Here is an 18,445-nt window from a genome sequence, read left to right as displayed (position 1 = left end):
CATACTAAGGTCTTTATATGTTTGAAAAGAAAAAAGTTTGGCTTGGCGTTGGCAGTGTTCTGGCCACCACCGTAGCAGCATCACAAGTAACAGCAGCGCCACTGACGCAACCGGGCGCAGCACCGTCTATGTTCATGGCAGCCCCTATGGCAGAAGGCGAAATGGCCGCCCCTGAAATTGATTTAAACACCAATGACACCGCTTTTCTGGCGCAGTTGGGTTTTATTCGCGGCCATTTATGGGTGGGAATGAAACTTTACGAGCAAGGTCACATTGAAATGGCCAAAACTCATATGAAACACCCGGGTGACGAGCTCTACAGTGGCCTCACTGAGGCATTTGAAGCACGCGGCTTACCCGGATTTGCCGAACCGTTAAATACCCTGGCGGAAAGTGTCATTAATGATAAAGATGAAGACACGGTTATGAGCAACTACAAGACTCTGCTGGACTCTGTCAGCGCTAATGAACCTATTGCTGACATGTCAGCTAAAGACGTGATACTGAGTGTTTCATCAATGCTAATGGTAGCCGCCGACGAATACGCTATTGGCATTCAAAATGGCGAAGTCGCTAACGTGCACGAATATCAGGACGCCATGGGCTTTAAAGAAATTGCGCTCGAACGTTTAAACCGCATTAATGATAAAGAAGCAAGCAAAGCTGAAGAAGCCATTAGCGAAACCCGCAAGGTCATCGGTAATCTTGAAAACCTCTGGCCTACCACAACTCCAGAAGGAAAATTCGAAGGTGACCCGAGTAAAATTTACGGTGCTGCCTCTCGTATCGAACTGGAAGCACGCAGTATTTAATACCCACCAGCCTGCATTAGGCTTACTTCTTTTACACATAAAGGAGTAGGCCTGAGTTACCCCTTCATTTCACTCGTAAAAGCTCATTAAAGAAGTATTCTAAAGGCATCTTAAGTCAATGACGAAGGTGTCGTTATGAGCATTCAATCTCTTTGCAAAGTATCACTTATTGCCGTGTCACTCGCGGGTTTATTCGTAAGCCAGGCAGTCGATGCCAGCGAGGGCGAAAACGTTTACAAAAAATATTGTCAGGCTTGCCATCAGCCAAATGGTAAGGGCATGCAAGGTGTTTTTCCACCACTGGCAAATAACCCGAACCTAAAGGACAAACCGTCTTATATCGCCGAAACCATAATTCAGGGTAAGTCAGGCGCTATCACCGTTAATGGAACTAACTACAACGGCGCTATGCCGCCCATGGGTTATCTGAAAGACGCCGATATCGCGACCTTAGTCAACTACATCAATACCGAGCTTGCAGATGGCAGTGAAACTATCACAGCCGAAGCCGTTGCCAGTTTGCGTTAAACCTATTTGTTATCAGTTAAAGGAAAAATCATTATGAAAACTCTAAGTTTATCAATTATCAGTGCATCCCTTCTGGCCGCTATGGCCTCTGCATCAACTCCGGTTAATGCGGAAGAACTCAGCCTTAAACATGACAGCGAATATGTCATTGATGGTAAAATCTTTGGCTTACCAGAAGCTAAAGTGTACCGTGAAGACTACAGCGGCCCGGCGGTTGTTGGCGACTACCTTACTCAGGTTCCAAATATCGCCAAGCTCGACTATGAAGGCAACAAAACTCACGATGTACGCATGGATGTGTTCTCTCAGAAAATAGAAGTTGCTCCGGGAGTAACCTATTCAGCCTGGACATTCGGTGGCTCAGTACCCGGTCCCGTATTACACGTGCGTGAAGGCGACCGTGTCATTTTCAAAATGAAAAACCGCTCTGACGAAGAAGTGACTATCACGAAGCCGGTAAAAAATGGTTCGCCATTTTTCCAGCAAGTACAAGCCAACGGTTATCAGAATAACCAGCCTGTCGTTAACCCAATGCCCCACTCTATGGACTTTCATAGTGGCACAGTAGCAGCGGAAGACAAATGGCGTACCATTTCTCCGGGTGAAACTATTGAGTTCGAATGGATAGCCAACTACGCGGGGACTTATATGTATCACTGTGGTACTTCCAGCGTACTTATGCACACAGCTATGGGGCAGTATGGCGCCGTTGTGGTATCTCCTAAAGATGGCTACCCAACTGACAAAGACGTTGATAAAGAATTCGTTCTGGTGCAATCAGAGCATTATCTGGAAGAGGCATCAGAAGGTAACTACATCTATAACCACGGTGCAGCTTTAGACCGCCAACCAAGTCATGTGACCTTTAATGGCCATGTTGCAGCACTTAGCGACAACCCTTTACGCGCGAACGAAGGTGACCGTGTGCGCTTACATGTGTTAAACGCAGGTCCGTCGGGCACTTCCAGCTTCCACGTTATTGGTGCCATTTTCGACCGCGTCTGGTACGAAGGTGACCCGCGTAACGAATGGTACGGCATGCAAACCGTACTGCTGGGTGCCAGTAACAGTGCGACAATTGAGTTTATTGTTCCGGAAGAAGGCATCTACAAGCTGGTCGATCACGAATTTGCTGATGCAGAGCGTGGCGCAGCTGGCGCATTAATTGCCGGTCCGCGCAAAGAGAAATAAGGGGAAACTTATGGTTAAGTGGCTTGGAGTTGCAGGTGTTTTATTGTCACCGTTAGTGCTTGCCGATCCAGTTCTGATCAATGGCGGTGCGTTTAAGCCACCGGTATTACTGGACAAAGAGCGGCTCAGCATAGAGATGGAAAGTTTCATGCTGGACTCAACTCCGGTCACTAACCAAGAGTTTCTGGAATTTGTCATTGAACAACCGCAGTGGCAGCGAGACAACATCGCTGCCCTATTCCATGACGGAAATTACCTGAAGCATTGGGATGATAATACTGGATTTGCTGAAGGCAAAGAAAACGAACCCGTCACTTATGTCTCCTGGTTTGCCGCACGCGAATACTGTTCCGCACAAGGTGGCCGCCTGCCCGACCTTAACGAGTGGGAGTATGCGTCGGTCAAATATCGGCAACAGCAGAACATCAGCGATGATGACTATGCCCGCAACTTGTTTGCCTGGTACAGCCAGCCACACAGCGCGAAACAACAAACTGTCGACCCAAATGCTGACCAATTGATGCACATGCACGACCGTGTCAACGAATGGGTAGACGACTATCAATTATTACTAACCAACGGCGATGACGTCGATTTGCTCTCCGGTTCATGTGGCGACGGAGCGCGCTTTATGTCGAGTTTTAGTAACGCCAATTACGCCACATTTTTCCGTTATCAGTCGCGCAGTGATTACGCCCCGCAAAGTGCAACCAGCACTATGGGTTTTCGTTGCGCATACGACCTGGAGAACGATCATGAATAAATTGCTAAAATTGACCGCCCTGGCCTCTTTGATCTTTGCTGCCCAGTCTCTTGCGCAGGATCATTCGCATCACGATATGCACAAGAATCAGACAGCTAACGACCACAGCAATCATACAGCAATAAACGCAGCAGAGGTCTCTCACTCCGAGTCGGTATACCAGGTAGATGCGACCTGGAACACGCATAAGAATAGCGAACTCAAGCTTTCAGAACTTGAAGGCCAGCCGGTTATTCTTTCCATGATTTATGGCAGTTGCACCACCGCCTGCCCAGTCTTGGTCCATGATGTAAAACGCTTATACAGCAAGCTGGACGAAGACACTAAACAGCAAGTTAAGCTCGTTATGGTGAGTTTTGACACCGCTCGCGATACACCCGAAGCGCTAGCTGACTACGTCAAGCAATACAAGCTTAACAACGACAGCTGGCTGTTTCTGAACGGTTCGGAGCAGGATATCAGAACCTTAGCTACAGTACTTGGCGTGAGGTATCGCCAGCGTCCCGACGGTGATTTTGATCACAGCAATTTGATCACTATTCTCGATAAGCAAGGGCTTATTGTTGAGCGTATAGAAGGTTTAAGCCAGCCGATGGAGAAGCCAGCTAAAGTTGTCGCCAAACTGGTTAACGATTAACGACGGTTGCATTCGTTCTAAGATTTTGTTCCACTAAAAAGGAATCTTGTCGGAGTGCCGGTTACTTTCTTGATTAAGTAACCGGCTGAGACCGCAATTGCGGGATCCGTTGAACCTGATCAGGCTAATACCTGCGAAGGGAACAAGAGAGCATCAGCATGACACAACCGTCGTTTCTGCGCTGGTGTTCCTTTCAACACTCCTGACAAGCATCTCTAACATCAACAAAATGAGAGAATGCTATGTCGACTGCACCATCGAATAACCGTTTAAACCGCCAACAGGCTGAATCCTTTTTATCGTCGTTATCCGGGCATTATTACCCTAATTCCAGCCGTGAATTTCTTTCAGGCAGTAACAAAGACATCCAGGTACCCTTTCGCCGCATTCATTTAAGCGAAACTTTGCACCAACCCACGCCGGGTGTGAAGTTACCACCGAACGATCCGGTCGATGTGTATGATACTTCCAGCATTTACGGCGACCCGGAAGCTGCAATTGACGTGAACGAGGGTTTGAGAAAAATTCGTGAAAACTGGATCAAGCAACGTCATAGCGAGAACCAAGAAGACAATCACGGTATTACTCAACTGGCCTACGCCCGGCGCGGCATCGTTACGCCCGAAATGGAGTTCATAGCACTGCGTGAGAATATGGGGAGAGAGCACCTTGAAAACCCCATAACGCCGGAATTCGTGCGCGACGAAGTCGCCAGTGGACGCGCGATTATTCCCGTTAATACCCACCATCCCGAATCTGAACCGATGATTATTGGCCGCAACTTTTTAGTCAAAGTGAACGCCAACATTGGTAACTCCTCAGTCAGTTCGTCTATTGAAGAAGAAGTTGAAAAGCTGGTATGGGCCACGCGCTGGGGCGCTGATACCGTTATGGACTTGTCTACCGGGCGTAATATTCACCAAACCCGGGAATGGATCTTACGAAATAGCCCGGTCCCCATTGGTACGGTGCCTATCTACCAGGCATTAGAGCGCGTCAATGGAATTGCTGAGGATCTGAGCTGGCCCGTATTTAAAGACGTGCTGCTGGAACAGGCTGAGCAAGGGGTAGACTATTTTACGATTCACGCCGGCGTACTGCACGACTTCATTAAGCTAACCGCAAAACGAGTGACCGGCATTGTCTCCCGTGGCGGTTCGATTATGGCGAAATGGTGTATGGCGCATCAGCAGGAAAGCTTCCTTTACCAACACTTCCGGGACATCTGCAAAATTTGTGCGAAATATGACATATCACTGTCTTTGGGGGACGGCTTACGCCCCGGCTCCATAGCCGACGCCAACGACGAGGCTCAGTTCGCAGAGCTGAGAATACTCGGCGAGTTGACTCAAATTGCCTGGGAGTACGATGTACAGGTGATGATAGAAGGCCCCGGCCATGTGCCTATGCATAAAATTCAGGAAAACATGGATGAGCAATTAAAGCACTGCCACGGTGCGCCGTTTTATACCTTAGGACCGCTAACCACAGATATAGCACCAGGTTACGACCACATTACCTCAGGTATTGGTGCTGCGATGATCGGCGCCTTTGGCTGTGCCATGCTCTGCTATGTTACCCCGAAAGAGCACTTAGGTCTTCCCAACAAGGAAGATGTCAAACAAGGGATGATCGCCTACAAAATAGCGGCTCATGCAGCCGATTTAGCCAAAGGGCACCCAGGCGCTCAGGCCCGGGATGACGCTATGTCAAAAGCCCGCTTCGAATTCCGCTGGGAGGATCAATTTAATTTGGCGTTGGACCCGGTTACCGCTCGCAGCTATCACGATGAAACACTGCCTCAGGATTCGAACAAAACTGCGCAGTTCTGCTCTATGTGCGGTCCTAAGTTCTGCTCCATGAAAATTTCTCATGAGGTGCGTCAATACAATCCGGACACTCGCATTGATGTAAAAGTAAAAGATGCGGCGACCGCAGGAGCAGAATAATGTCGGTACCTGTCGTATGGACTGTCGCTGGCTCTGACAGCGGCGGTGGCGCAGGCATTCAGGCGGACTTGCACACATTTCGCAGTCTGAATGTACATGGTTGCAGTGTCATAACCACAGTGACCGCTCAGAACTCTGTTGAAACCAATGGATTGTTCCCATTAGCTGCTGACGCCATTCTTCAGCAGCTGGAATGCCTGCAACAGGACATGCCCCCTGCTGCGATAAAAATTGGTTTGCTCAGTAATGTTCAACAGTTGCGGGCTGTGGCTGACTTTCTAAAACAGTGGCCTGATACCCTTCCCCGGCCTTTCGTGGTCTGGGATCCAGTGATTGTCAGCACTCAGCAGGATCAGTTGTCTGAACTCAAACCAGAACACTGCGAGGAGTTATTCCCGCTGGTTGATATTATTACCCCGAATTTGGAAGAGCTCAGTTGGTTGAGTGGCTTGAGTGTTAACGATGAGAGTTCAATGTGTCGCGCTGCAAAACAACTTTTTCATGCTGGACTAACTCAGAGTCTTATCACTGGTACTGACTTTCGTAATGCAGGGAAAATATCTGATCATTACCTAACCCCCGAAGAGCATACTCAATACATTCAGCAAAAGTTGAAAACAAAACACAGCCACGGAACAGGTTGTACTTTGTCTTCTGCTATTGCGGCGGTATTAGCGCATGATTATCCATTTGAGGATGCCATTACGGTAGCTAATGCCTATGTGCATCAAGGCTTACTTCAAGCCAAAGGTATAGGCCGCGGACCCGGTCCTGTTACTCATACACACTGGCCACAGCAAATTGAACACTTTCCAAAGATAAAAACGCCGGAGTTGCCCTGTATTGACCTTCAATTTCCCAGACTAGACCAGGAACCCGGACTCTATCCGGTAGTGGATTCTTATGAGTGGATAGAAAAGCTCTTAAAACTGGGCATCAAGACACTGCAACTGCGTATTAAAGATGTAGATGACCCGCAGCTAGAAACCGCTATTAAAAAAAGTATTCAGCTGGCGAAGCAATATTCGGCACAGCTGTTCATTAATGACCACTGGCAACTCGCTATTGAACACAACGCTTATGGCGTGCATTTAGGTCAGGAAGACTTAACCGAAGCTAACCTTAACGCTATTCAGCAAGCAGGTTTACGACTGGGCATTTCCACTCACAGCTACACCGAGTTATTGATCGCCAACGCCTATAAGCCCTCTTACATCGCGTTAGGTCATATCTTCCCAACTCAGACCAAGGCTATGCCCTCTAAACCGCAAGGGCTGCAGCGATTACACCGTTATGCAGCGTTATTAGCGCCAACGAAGCTACCGACAGTCGCTATTGGTGGCATTTCTTTAGAACGCGTAGCTGCCGTGAAAGCTACCGGCGTTAACGGCATAGCGGTTGTTAGCGCGATTACTGCTGCAAGCGACGTCGAGCAGGCTGTTTGTCAGCTACAGAGGGAAATGGAAGCTGAAGTTGAGACTACGCCAAAAATGGAGGTCGCTCATGCTAAATAACGAGCAACTTCTGCGCTACAGCAGTAACCTTCTGATGAAAGAAATAGGCGAAGTTGGACAACAGCGTTTGCTCAAAAGCCATGTTTTAATTATTGGTTTGGGCGGTCTTGGTTGCCCAGCGAGTCAGTATCTGGCGTCATCGGGCGTTGGGCAAATCACACTGGTCGATCATGACACCATTAGTCTCAGCAACCTACAGCGCCAAACACTCTATTCCAGCGATGATATTGGTTTGCCCAAGGCGCGGCAAGCTGGTCATTCCTTGTCACGGTTAAACCCGGACGTTCGTATAACCGCAATTGAAGAGCAAGCCTGTAAAGGCAACCTGAACGCGCTCGTTGAGCAAGCTGATTTAGTCCTGGACTGCACCGACAATCGCGAGACCCGATACCTGATCAACCACAGCTGCTACCGACTGAATACGCCGCTAGTTTCTGCAGCCGCACGAGCTTTTAATGGACAACTCATTGCGCTTAACCCGGAGCAACCACACGGCTGTTATCAGTGCCTCTATCCCGACAATGTTACTGAACCTCTGAACTGCAATAATGCCGGCATTGCAGGCCCTGTTGTCGGCATTATGGGGGCTAGTCAGGCACTACAGGCAATTAATTATTTTACCGGGCATGAACTTAACTGGGGTTACCTGCACACCTTCAACGGCTTATCGCAAAACTGGCAACAACTCTCTTTACCCCGGGCCGCTTCGTGCCCTGTATGCGGAGGTAAAAATGCGCATTCAAGTTAATGACAAACATCTTGATATCACTGAAAAAACCAATTTATCGCAGCTATTGTCTGCTCAGAATATTGATACCTCGGCCGTTGCCGTCGCCATGAACGGACAGATTATACACCGCGAACAATGGCAACAGACTGAGCTTAAAGACAACGATACTATCACCCTTGTTCAGGCCGTTGCCGGAGGTTAACCATGCTGAGAATAGCCGATTGTGATTTTCATTCCCGCTTACTCATAGGTTCGGGCAAATACAGCAGCGCGGACATTATGCAGAAGTCTCTGGCTGCATCCGGTAGCGAGTTAGTGACGCTGGCGTTAAAGCGCGTTGAACTCGAACGCCCCACTGACGACATTGTCACGCCTATACAAAATTTAGGTTTACAGCTACTACCCAATACCTCCGGTGCAAAAACCGCACAGGACGCGATTTTTGCCGCCCGCCTTGCCCGTGAAGCTTTAGGTACCCATTGGCTTAAACTGGAAATACACCCCGACCCCAACTATTTGCTACCGGACCCGATAGAAACCCTAAAAGCCGCTGAAGCTTTGGTTAAAGAGGGTTTTACAGTATTGCCCTACTGCGGTGCTGATCCGGTATTGTGCAAACGCTTAGAGGAAGTTGGCTGCGCGGCAGTTATGCCGTTAGGCGCCCCCATAGGCTCAAACCAGGGCCTGTTAACACGGGATTTTCTGCGGATTATCATTGAACAGGCATCGGTACCGGTCATTGTCGATGCCGGCATTGGTGCGCCAAGCCACGCCGTGGAAGCCATGGAAATGGGAGCAGACGCCGTATTGGTCAATACCGCGATAGCTACTGCGAATGACCCTATCGCTATGTCAAAAGCCTTTCGCGATGCCGTTATTGTCGGGCGCCAGGCCTTTGAAGCGGGGGTAAATCAGAGTGCTTCGTTAAAAGCGACAGCGTCCAGTCCTTTAACTGAATTTCTGGAGTCGTTATGAGCTTTTACACTGTCTGGGAGCAAACCAGCTGGGATGATACCCGCCTGCAGCTTTACAGCAAAAACGCGGCTGACGTTGAAACCGCTTTAAGCAAGCAACATCTGAATACCGGTGATTTCATGGCGTTACTGTCGCCGGCGGCAGAACCTTATCTGCCCCTTATGGCAGAGCGCTCGCAGCAACTGACCCGGCAACGCTTTGGTAATACCCTGCACCTGTTTATCCCGCTGTATTTATCGAACCTGTGTGCAAACGATTGCAGCTACTGCGGCTTTTCTATGAGTAACCGCTTAAAACGCAAAACCCTGTCGCCAGCTGAAATCGAGCAGGAATGTCAGGCCATAAAAGCCAAAGGTTTTGACACCCTGCTGATAGTGACTGGCGAGCATGAAACCAAGGTAGGTATTGATTATTTCCGTCAGGCGCTGCCTATTATCAAGCCCTATTTCAGCTATGTCATGTTTGAAGTACAACCATTGGCTACCCATGAGTACGCTGAATTACGAACGCTGGGTCTGGACGCGGTTATGGTGTATCAGGAAACTTATCAGGCCGCTACGTATGCTAAACACCACTTAAAAGGGAAAAAACGTGATTTCCGCTGGCGGCTTGAAACACCCGACCGCCTGGGCGAATCCGGTATCGATAAAATTGGCCTGGGCTCATTGATTGGACTGGAGGACTGGCGTGTCGACAGCACCTTTACCGCTCTGCATCTGGATTATCTGCGGCGACGTTACTGGCGCAGTCGCTACTCGCTGTCATTTCCACGGCTGCGTCCCTGTGCCGGAGGTGTCGATAACGCAAAGACAATTTCTGATAAACAACTGGTTCAGTTAATTTGCGCGTACCGATTGCGGTTCCCGGATGTAGAACTCAGCCTTTCCACGCGCGAACAACAAGCGCTTCGTGATGGGTTATTCCGTTTAGGTGTGACTTCGGTTAGTGCGGAATCAAAAACTCAGCCCGGCGGTTACGCCAACGAGCAGCAAGAGCTCGAGCAGTTTTCGATAGACGACAACAGGCCAGTAAGTGAGGTGGCGCAGGCAATAAAAGCGAAAGGATTACAACCGGTATGGCAGGACTGGCTTAACGAGCTATCCGCAATGCCACCTGAAACTTTTTCCAGTCCAGAGTAGCCACCAGTAACAACTCACGCAGCGTTAAGGTGCGTGGGTTAATGCGCCCTTTATGATTCCACTGATGCCCACAGCTAGCCGCGGTCATAATGCGTTTGTTGGGTTTCAGTAAGGCGTCCTGGCTGTGTTCACCCTGTCCGGTAAAATCAAACCAACCACGGTAGTTGAGATGCAGGCGCTTTTTTTCCTGATCAACGCGATCGATACTGTCCAGCATAATGGTCGTAAATTCAGGAGTTTGATAACGAACCGGAACCACCAGACCCAAAGCGGCATGTTTAGCAAACCATTGGCTCTGCCCTTCGGCAGATATACCGGCTGAAGGAACTTTTGTTGGCTGAGGAGCTTGCCAGCTGGCGTTCTGAACATCCAGCTTTAACGGCGAATACTGCACTGCATTGAGACAACCATGCGCAGCGTGACGAATATAGTGCGGAAGACTCGCTAAACGGCGTTGCAAAGCCGCAACCGGCATATCATTAACTTGTGCCAGTTGCGGTAATTCGCGTTCATACAGCGCTGAGCACAGCTCGGCAAAATCGCCCTGCTGTGCCAGCGGCTGAAAAATGTCCGCCTGTTGGTTAGCCAGCGTTGACTTCCTGTCGTCCGCGGTAAGGCGCTTGGCCATTCAAATCGCCCTCTATACGCAATAATTGGTTGTACTTAGCAACCCGGTCAGAGCGACACAGTGAGCCGGTTTTTATCTGACCCGCTGCGGTGCCTACTGCCAAATCCGCAATAGTAGCGTCTTCGGTTTCACCCGAACGGTGAGAAATAACCGCCGAGTAACCTGCTTCACGCGCCATCGCGATGGCTGCTAAGGTTTCTGTCAGGCTACCAATCTGATTAAATTTAATCAAAATTGAATTGGCAATCGACTTGTCGATGCCCTCTTTCAGAATACGTGTATTGGTCACAAACAGGTCATCGCCAACCAACTGAACTTTGCTGCCCAGCTTTTCAGTTAAGACTTTCCAGCCATCCCAGTCGCTTTCGTCCAGGCCGTCTTCGATAGAAATAATGGGGTAACGGTCGCAAAGCTCTGCCAGATAGTCAGCAAACTCTTCGGCGGTAAACGATTTCCCTTCACCAGACAATTCGTATTTACCATCACGGTAGAATTCAGATGCTGCGCAATCCAAAGCCAGCGTAATGTCGCTGCCCATTTTGTAGCCCGCGTTTTCCACCGCTTCCACAATAACTTGCAAAGCTTCTTCGTTCGACGCCAAGTTTGGTGCAAAACCACCTTCGTCACCAACCGCGGTGCTTAAGCCACGCTTCTGCAGAACCTTTTTCAGAGCATGGAATACTTCAGCGCCCATGCGCAGGCCTTCTTTGAAGCTTTCAGCGCCGACCGGCTGGATCATGAACTCCTGAATATCCACGTTGTTATCTGCATGTTCACCGCCGTTTAAGATGTTCATCATTGGCAGTGGCATGCTGTATTTACCGCTGGTGTTATTCAGGTTAGCAATGTGTTCGTAAAGCTCGATGCCTTTACTCAAAGCCGCCGCTTTCGCCACCGCCAGAGACACAGCCAGAATGGCGTTAGCACCCAGCTTTTCTTTATTATCGGTACCGTCGAGCTTTAGCATAATGTTGTCGACAGCTTCCTGGTTAATCGCATCAATACCATTTAAGCTTTCAGCAATAGCACCATTAATATTGGCAACCGCCGTTTCAACACCTTTACCTAAGTAACGCGATTTATCACCGTCGCGTAACTCCAGAGCTTCACGTGAACCGGTTGATGCGCCACTTGGTGCTGCAGCACGGCCCATGTGGCCAGACTCCAGGTAAACGTCGGCTTCAACCGTCGGGTTACCACGGGAATCCATAATTTCACGACCAACAACTTTAACAATCTTACTCATGCTTAAATCCTGTTTAATGCTTAATCATTAGCCGGGTTATTAACCCAAACGCTCTTTATGAAATTCACCAGCAGCTTCTATAAAGCCTTTAAATAACGGGTGCCCGTCACGCGGCGTTGAAGTGAATTCCGGGTGGAACTGTACTGCCACAAACCAGCGATGTTTCGGGTTTTCCAGAATCTCGACCAACTGTTTGTCATGCGAGTAACCGGTAATTTTTAAACCAGCTTTCTCCAGTGCCTCTACATAATGGTTGTTCACTTCGTAACGATGACGGTGGCGTTCTTCAATGGTCTCTTTACCGTACATTTTCAGCGCTTTAGAGCCCTTTTCTAAATGACATTCTTGTGAGCCAAGGCGCATGGTGCCACCCAGATCAGAATGCTTATCACGCAATTCTTTCTGGCCGCTGGCGTCCATCCATTCGGTGATAAGTCCCACTACCGGATCACTACAATTTTCATCAAATTCCGTGCTGTTAGCGCCAGCTAAACCGGCCACATTACGAGCGAATTCAATCATTGCGACTTGCATACCTAAACAAATGCCCAAATACGGAACATTGTTCTCACGAGCGTATTTCGCTGCAATTAATTTGCCTTCAATACCACGACCACCGAAGCCACCGGGAACCAAAATAGCGTCCACGTCTTCGAGCTTTGAGGTGCCTTTGGTTTCTAAATCTTGCGAGTCTATGTAACGAATGTTCACCGTTAAACGATTCTTAAGACCAGCGTGCGCCAAGGCTTCGTTAACTGACTTGTAAGCGTCCGGAAGTTCAACGTATTTACCGACAAAACCAACTGTGACTTCACCGTTCGGATTCGACTCCTGATAGAGAACCTCTTCCCACTCATGCAAGTCGGCTTCAGGACAGTCCAGACGGAAACGCTTGGTTACTATATCGTCCAGGCTCTGAGCCTTTAACATAGAAGGTATTTTGTAAATACTGTCAACGTCGCGCAGACCAATAACCGCGCGCTCTTCTACGTTGGTAAACAACGCAATTTTCGAGCGCTCAGTTGCCGGTAATGAACGATCTGAACGGCATATCAATATATCGGGTTGAATACCAATAGAACGCAGCTCTTTCACTGAGTGCTGTGTTGGCTTAGTTTTCACCTCACCCGCAGCGCCTAAGAATGGCACCAGGGTCAGGTGCATAAATAAGGTGTGGTCACGACCAATTTCCGTGCCCAATTGACGAATGGCTTCAAGGAAAGGTTGTGACTCAATGTCACCCACCGTGCCGCCAATTTCAATAATGGCAATATCGAAGCCTTTACTGCCTTCAATAACACGACGCTTAATTTCGTTGGTAATATGAGGAATGACCTGAATGGTCGCTCCTAAAAACTCACCTTTACGCTCACGGCGTATAATGTCTTCATAGACACGGCCGGTGGTAAAGTTGTTGCTGCTGGTCATACGGGTGCGGATAAAACGCTCGTAGTGACCAAGGTCAAGATCGGTTTCAGCTCCGTCTACGGTGACAAAAACTTCACCGTGCTGAATTGGACTCATGGTACCCGGATCTACGTTAATGTAGGGGTCCAGCTTCATGATAGTTACGTTAAGGCCCCGTGCTTCAAGAATTGCCGCCAGGGAGGCTGCAGCAATGCCTTTACCCAGCGAGGATACAACTCCGCCGGTTACGAAAATATAGTTTGTCGCCATGTGATACCTAGTTGGTCAGGTCAAATTTGGGATTGCATTCAGACGGGAAAGTAGTATACCGAAAGACGCCCCTAACAACAAATAAAAAGCACGCCACCTGTCTCCAGCAAAGCACTTTTGCTAGTATAGCGCCAGCTAAAACCTATCCGGAGTTACTTTATGTCATCCTGCTGTGGTACCACCGCACAACAACACATCGACAAAACACAAAGGAAATTATTATGGGCCGTACTGGTTCTTAACGGAGTGATGTTTCTGGTGGAGTTTGTAGCAGGCTGGATAGCTGAGTCCAGCGGCCTGATTGCCGATTCACTGGATATGCTGGCCGATACTCTGGTTTACGCAGTAAGTCTGTACGCCGTAGGTAAAGCCATAAAATACAAAGCTAACGCCGCCATTCTTAACGGCACATTGCAAACCGTGCTGGCACTTGTGGTTTTGGCAGATGTATCACAACGTTTAATTTTTGGTAGCCAGCCTAACGCCAACATAATGCTGTGGGTTGCCCTGCTCGCTCTTTCCGTTAATATCGCTTGTTTTGCTTTGCTCTACAGCTCGCGCAATGGCGATATTAACATTCGTGCCAGCTGGATATGCTCGCGCAACGACATGATAATGAACGGCGGTGTTATTCTCTCAGCTCTGCTGGTAGCTAAACTTAATATGGCCTGGCCGGACTTAGTTATCGCCACTGTCATCGCTTTAATTGTACTGCGCTCTGCAATACGCATTATTCACGATGCACGAGCAGTAAAAGCGGGTGAAAAAACCGATATTTCGGGGTGTTGCGGCTAGTTTCCCGCTAGTTCCCCCCATCGAGATAAGTTATTTTTTCGGCCGCTGAAGCGGTAATAATACGCCATTGAGAGGCCAAATAACGCACCGGCTAATAACGAAGCTGCAATAGCCGCTGATAAAGGAAGCGCGGTTGAGTTCCAGACGAATAGCCACATAATTACACCCCAGAATAGACCAAAAAAAGAGCCTAAACTTAGAGCGTTGTGCATAAAGCTATTGTAGTGCGGTGGTTTTGTTTCTCTTCCTAACCACCACATAAACAGTAAGAAAGGAGGCTGGTAGTTAGATTGCCAAATTTTAGAGCTTTTTAGTTCAGCCAGTGCGGCCTGCTTTTTCGCTTCAAAAGACATGGAGTAAACCTTAACAATCAAAACCGTTTTAAATAATGAAAAAGAACATATGTCCAAATAACAACTGCGGGTATCAGACTAAAAGCAAGTTGAGAGTACATTTCAGAATTGCCGGTAAACTCAACCAGACTTATTGCCAACCCTAGCCCCACACCGAAAAGTAAACTTAGAACGGAAAATAAAATGGTAAAGGCTTTGCGGTCGAATTTAGTTTCGCTAGCAGCTAATGCCTTCGCGCCTGAGTTCATGGTATTTCCTTAATAATCGGAACTTATTGTTTTAATCATGTTAATAAAACCAAACTAACTTGTTAAGAGTGAATCAATAAAAAAGCGCGCTCAAAATGAACGCGCTTATTCGGAGGCATTAATAAAATTACGTTTTCGCCTGTTTAAATCGATTTACCAAATAAAACAACGCGGGTAGAACAACCAGCGTCAGAAGCGTTGACGAAATAATACCACCAATAACAACGGTGGCCAGAGGCCGTTGAACCTCTGCTCCGGTACCCGTATTAAACGCCATAGGAACAAAACCTAAGCTCGCGACAAGAGCCGTCATCAGTACCGGTCGCAGACGTTGTTGCGCGCCCTCAAATACAGCGTCTTTCAACTTCAAGCCATCCCGGAGCAACTGTCGAATAAATGACAGCATAACAACCCCGTTTAACACCGCGACACCAGACAAGGCAATAAAACCCACCGCCGCAGAAATAGACAGAGGCATGCCTCGCAATGACAAAGCGAAAATTCCGCCAGTTAATGCCAAGGGCACGCCGGTAAAGATGATCAATGCGCTGCTTAAAGAACCGAAAGCGCTATACAGCAGACCTAAAATCAGCAACAGCGTCAACGGAACCACCAGGCTTAAGCGCTGTGAAGCTGACTGCAACTGTTCAAAAGTGCCGCCATAGTCAATCCAGTAACCCGTGGGCATATCCAGGTTTGTGTTTAAACTCTCCTGAACCGCATTAACAAATGAGCCCAAATCGCGGTCAGTAACGTTGGCACTAACTATGACATTCCGTTTACCACTTTCCCGGTTAATTTGGTTAGGCCCATTAGCCAGGGTCAATTTAGCTACTTCACCTAACGGCACATACTGTAGCTCTGGGTTATTTGCCGCAGGCACATCCACCGGCAGCTGTTTCAATTTTTCAATGTTCTGCCGCCAGTCACTGTCCAGCCGGACCAATAATTTGAAACGTTTGTCGCCTTCATAAATAACCCCGGCCTGAATGCCGCCTACAGCGCTCTGCAGTGTACTTTGTACATCCGCGACCGTAAGCCCCAGCAACGCCAAATGGTCTCGCTTAGGCTCAACGGACAAGATAGGTAAGCCGGTCATTTGCTCAACGCGCACGCCGGAAGCCCCCGAAACCTCTCTGATAATAGCCGCTGCTGAGTCACCCAATTGTTTGAGTTGTTCAAGGTCGTCGCCGTATATACGTACGCCAAGATCAGCCCGCACGCCGGCAATCAACTCGTTAAACCGCATTTCTATCGGCTGGGTAAATTCGTACTTGTTACCGGGCAACTCTTGTACCGCCTTACGAATTTCACTGACCAGTTGCTCTTTGCTTTTATCCGGGTTGGGCCAGTCTTTGCGTTCCTTCAGCATAATAAAGGTATCAGCCACGCTCGGTGGCATCGGGTCCGTTGCGACATCCGGTGTACCAATTTTCGAGAATACCCGCTTCACTTCGACAAATTCCGCCACCACGGCTTCTACGTCTTTCTGCATATCGACCGACTGCTGCAAGCCCGTACCCGGAATTCGCAAGGCATGCATGGCAATGTCGCCTTCATCCAGTTGTGGTAAAAACTCCGTACCCATACGGCTGGCCTGAAACAAAGAAACAGCGAACAAGCCGAAGCCGATAGCAATAACGAACACCGGAAGTTTTAGCGCACCTCTTAATACCGGTTGATAAGCTTTACGAGCGCCCCGCATCACTTTGTTCTCGCCGTGCTTAATATTGCCACGGACAAAGATAGCGACAGCGGCAGGAACAAAAGTGACCGAGAAAATCAAGGCACCCAGCAGCGCTGCAACTACGGTGAAAGCCATAGGATGGAACATTTTTCCTTCCACACCGCTTAGCGCGAATATGGGCAGGTACACCAGCATAATAATGAGGACACCGAATACCGCCGGATTGAATACCTCACGCGTACTTTTCATGACCTCAACCAGACGTTCCTGAGTTCTTAACACTCTTCCTAACCGCTGTTGCGCATTACCCAGTCGTCGCAGAGCATTTTCCACTACAATAACGGCCCCATCGACAATAATGCCAAAGTCTATCGCGCCCAGACTCATCAAGTTGCCGGACACTTTATTCGTGACCATTCCGGTAATAGCAAACAGCATACTAAGTGGAATAACGCATGCGGTGATCAAGGCAGCCCGTATATTGCCGAGCAAGATAAACAGAACCACAATAACCAAAACCGCGCCTTCGAAAAGGTTCTTCTCAACCGTGGCAATGGTTTTATCCACCAGGGTAGTACGATTATAAATAGGCTCAGCAACCACGCCTTCCGGCAGGCTTTGTTGCACTTGTTCCAGCTTTTCAGACACCGCTTGTGCCACTATGCGACTGTTCTCACCAATCAGCATCATGGCGGTGCCCAGAACCACTTCTTCCTGACTAGATGTAGCTGCTCCGGTACGCAGTTGTTTACCCAGTTTGACTTCAGCGATATGGCCAACACGAACCGGCGCATCGTCCCGCTTTGATACCACCACATTGCCAATGTCTTCCAGAGACTTTAGCTGACCCGGCGAGCGCACCAGCCACTGTTCCCCGTTCTTTTCTATATATCCGGCGCCGGCGTTTCGGTTGTTCAAGTCCAGAGCTTTGAGTAAGTCCTTCATGGTCACTTTGTAAGCCAGCATACGCCCCGGTTGAGGTGCAACCTGGTATTGCTTTTCATAGCCGCCAACACTGTTTATTTCGGTAACCCCAGGCACTTTTACCAACTGCGGTTTAATGATCCAGTCCTGTATGGTGCGCAGGGTTTCCGCAGTGTAAGGGTTACCCTCTGCGTCGGTTGCCCCGGGTTTTGCTCTGACAACGTAATTAAAGATTTCGCCCAAACCGGAGGCTATGGGTCCCATTGCGGGTTCAACGCCTTGCGGCAGCTCCCCCCTAACCTGCTGCAACCGCTCGCTGATTTGTTGCCGGGCCCAGTAAATGTCAGTGCCTTCTTCAAATACCACCGTCACCTGAGACAAGCCATAACGAGAAATTGAGCGGGTATAATCCAGCTTCGGAATACCCGCCATAGCCGTTTCTACCGGGTAAGTGATACGTTGTTCTGTTTCCAGCGGTGAGTAACCCGATGCTTCGGTATTTACCTGTACCTGTACATTGGTAATGTCCGGCACCGCGTCAATTGGCAGCTTCATGGTGCTATACACACCAACAGCCGCAATCAAAAAGGTCGCAGCCACCACTAACCAGCGGCGTTCAACCGCAAAGCGAATGAGTGCATCAATCATG

18 protein-coding genes and 1 riboswitch are annotated in these 18,445 nt (G+C 48.8%); of the genes, 12 read left to right on the top strand and 6 right to left on the bottom strand.

Annotated features, from left to right (window positions below; all coding sequences use genetic code 11):
- Positions 1–17 precede the first annotated feature (17 nt).
- The 11 genes from U0358_RS06060 (at position 18) to thiH (ending at position 10,238) form a co-directional block, all read left to right on the top strand.
- On the top strand, positions 18–812 hold the full coding sequence (locus tag U0358_RS06060) for a 4-helix bundle domain-containing protein (protein WP_322407388.1): 795 nt from the start codon (positions 18–20) through the stop codon (positions 810–812).
- A 135-nt stretch (positions 813–947) separates the two neighbouring features.
- On the top strand, positions 948–1,340 hold the full coding sequence (locus U0358_RS06055; RefSeq protein ID WP_322407387.1) for a c-type cytochrome: 393 nt from the start codon (positions 948–950) through the stop codon (positions 1,338–1,340).
- A gap of 33 nt (positions 1,341–1,373) precedes the next feature.
- Entirely contained in the window at positions 1,374–2,531 is a 1,158-nt protein-coding gene (locus tag U0358_RS06050; protein ID WP_317496740.1) for a multicopper oxidase domain-containing protein, read from the top strand.
- Positions 2,532–2,541: 10 nt separating this feature from the next.
- Positions 2,542–3,294, top strand: coding sequence for a formylglycine-generating enzyme family protein (locus tag U0358_RS06045; protein ID WP_322407386.1), 753 nt, complete (start codon positions 2,542–2,544; stop codon positions 3,292–3,294).
- Positions 3,287–3,931: an SCO family protein gene (locus tag U0358_RS06040; RefSeq protein ID WP_322407385.1), complete on the top strand. Its 645-nt coding sequence runs from the start codon at positions 3,287–3,289 to the stop codon at positions 3,929–3,931. Before U0358_RS06045 ends, U0358_RS06040 begins: the two co-directional genes overlap by 8 nt.
- A gap of 40 nt (positions 3,932–3,971) precedes the next feature.
- Positions 3,972–4,090: riboswitch (TPP riboswitch) on the top strand.
- An 83-nt stretch (positions 4,091–4,173) separates the two neighbouring features.
- Complete coding sequence (gene thiC / locus U0358_RS06035; protein ID WP_322407384.1) at positions 4,174–5,880, top strand: phosphomethylpyrimidine synthase ThiC; 1,707 nt, start codon at positions 4,174–4,176, stop codon at positions 5,878–5,880.
- Positions 5,880–7,394 (top strand): thiamine phosphate synthase, encoded by a 1,515-nt coding sequence (thiE, locus tag U0358_RS06030; RefSeq protein ID WP_322407383.1) that lies wholly within the window; start codon positions 5,880–5,882, stop codon positions 7,392–7,394. Before thiC ends, thiE begins: the two co-directional genes overlap by 1 nt.
- Positions 7,384–8,142, top strand: coding sequence for a HesA/MoeB/ThiF family protein (locus U0358_RS06025; protein ID WP_322407382.1), 759 nt, complete (start codon positions 7,384–7,386; stop codon positions 8,140–8,142). Before thiE ends, U0358_RS06025 begins: the two co-directional genes overlap by 11 nt.
- Positions 8,126–8,326, top strand: a complete 201-nt coding sequence (gene thiS, locus U0358_RS06020; RefSeq protein ID WP_317496734.1) for a sulfur carrier protein ThiS — start codon at positions 8,126–8,128, stop codon at positions 8,324–8,326. The genes U0358_RS06025 and thiS overlap by 17 nt, the downstream gene beginning before the upstream one ends.
- Before the next feature lie 2 nt (positions 8,327–8,328).
- A complete protein-coding gene (locus U0358_RS06015) occupies positions 8,329–9,099 on the top strand; it encodes a thiazole synthase (RefSeq protein WP_322407381.1) in 771 nt (256 codons plus the stop codon).
- A complete protein-coding gene (thiH, locus tag U0358_RS06010) occupies positions 9,096–10,238 on the top strand; it encodes a 2-iminoacetate synthase ThiH (protein ID WP_322407380.1) in 1,143 nt (380 codons plus the stop codon). The genes U0358_RS06015 and thiH overlap by 4 nt, the downstream gene beginning before the upstream one ends.
- Here the strand turns inward: thiH and U0358_RS06005 are convergent.
- The 3 genes from U0358_RS06005 to U0358_RS05995 are packed head-to-tail and all read right to left on the bottom strand — an operon-like array spanning position 10,189 to position 13,789.
- Entirely contained in the window at positions 10,189–10,866 is a 678-nt protein-coding gene (locus tag U0358_RS06005; RefSeq protein ID WP_322407379.1) for a hypothetical protein, read from the bottom strand. The two genes, thiH and U0358_RS06005, sit on opposite strands and share 50 nt — an antisense overlap.
- Positions 10,820–12,112, bottom strand: coding sequence for a phosphopyruvate hydratase (gene eno / locus U0358_RS06000; RefSeq protein ID WP_322407378.1), 1,293 nt, complete (start codon positions 12,110–12,112; stop codon positions 10,820–10,822). Before eno ends, U0358_RS06005 begins: the two co-directional genes overlap by 47 nt.
- 39 nt (positions 12,113–12,151) lie before the next feature.
- On the bottom strand, positions 12,152–13,789 hold the full coding sequence (locus U0358_RS05995) for a CTP synthase (RefSeq protein WP_317496729.1): 1,638 nt from the start codon (positions 13,787–13,789) through the stop codon (positions 12,152–12,154).
- Positions 13,790–13,948: 159 nt separating this feature from the next.
- Between U0358_RS05995 and U0358_RS05990 the strand changes: the two genes are divergently transcribed.
- On the top strand, positions 13,949–14,584 hold the full coding sequence (locus tag U0358_RS05990; protein ID WP_322407377.1) for a cation efflux transmembrane domain-containing protein: 636 nt from the start codon (positions 13,949–13,951) through the stop codon (positions 14,582–14,584).
- On the opposite strand, the gene U0358_RS05985 is transcribed toward U0358_RS05990, so the two are convergent.
- From U0358_RS05985 to U0358_RS05975, 3 genes are all read right to left on the bottom strand, one after another.
- On the bottom strand, positions 14,581–14,937 hold the full coding sequence (locus U0358_RS05985; RefSeq protein WP_322407376.1) for a DUF6404 family protein: 357 nt from the start codon (positions 14,935–14,937) through the stop codon (positions 14,581–14,583). The genes U0358_RS05990 and U0358_RS05985 overlap by 4 nt on opposite strands.
- Positions 14,938–14,954: 17 nt before the next feature.
- Complete coding sequence (locus U0358_RS05980; protein WP_322407375.1) at positions 14,955–15,185, bottom strand: hypothetical protein; 231 nt, start codon at positions 15,183–15,185, stop codon at positions 14,955–14,957.
- A gap of 127 nt (positions 15,186–15,312) precedes the next feature.
- Positions 15,313–18,444, bottom strand: a complete 3,132-nt coding sequence (locus U0358_RS05975) for an efflux RND transporter permease subunit (RefSeq protein WP_322407374.1) — start codon at positions 18,442–18,444, stop codon at positions 15,313–15,315.
- Between the last annotated feature and the right edge of the window lies 1 nt (position 18,445).

Origin of the sequence: Idiomarina sp. PL1-037 (assembly GCF_034422975.1) — a bacterium.
Lineage (GTDB): Bacteria > Pseudomonadota > Gammaproteobacteria > Enterobacterales > Alteromonadaceae > Idiomarina.
Note: the sequence above shows the minus strand (reverse complement) of the source record. Positions and strands in the feature narration are given on the sequence as shown.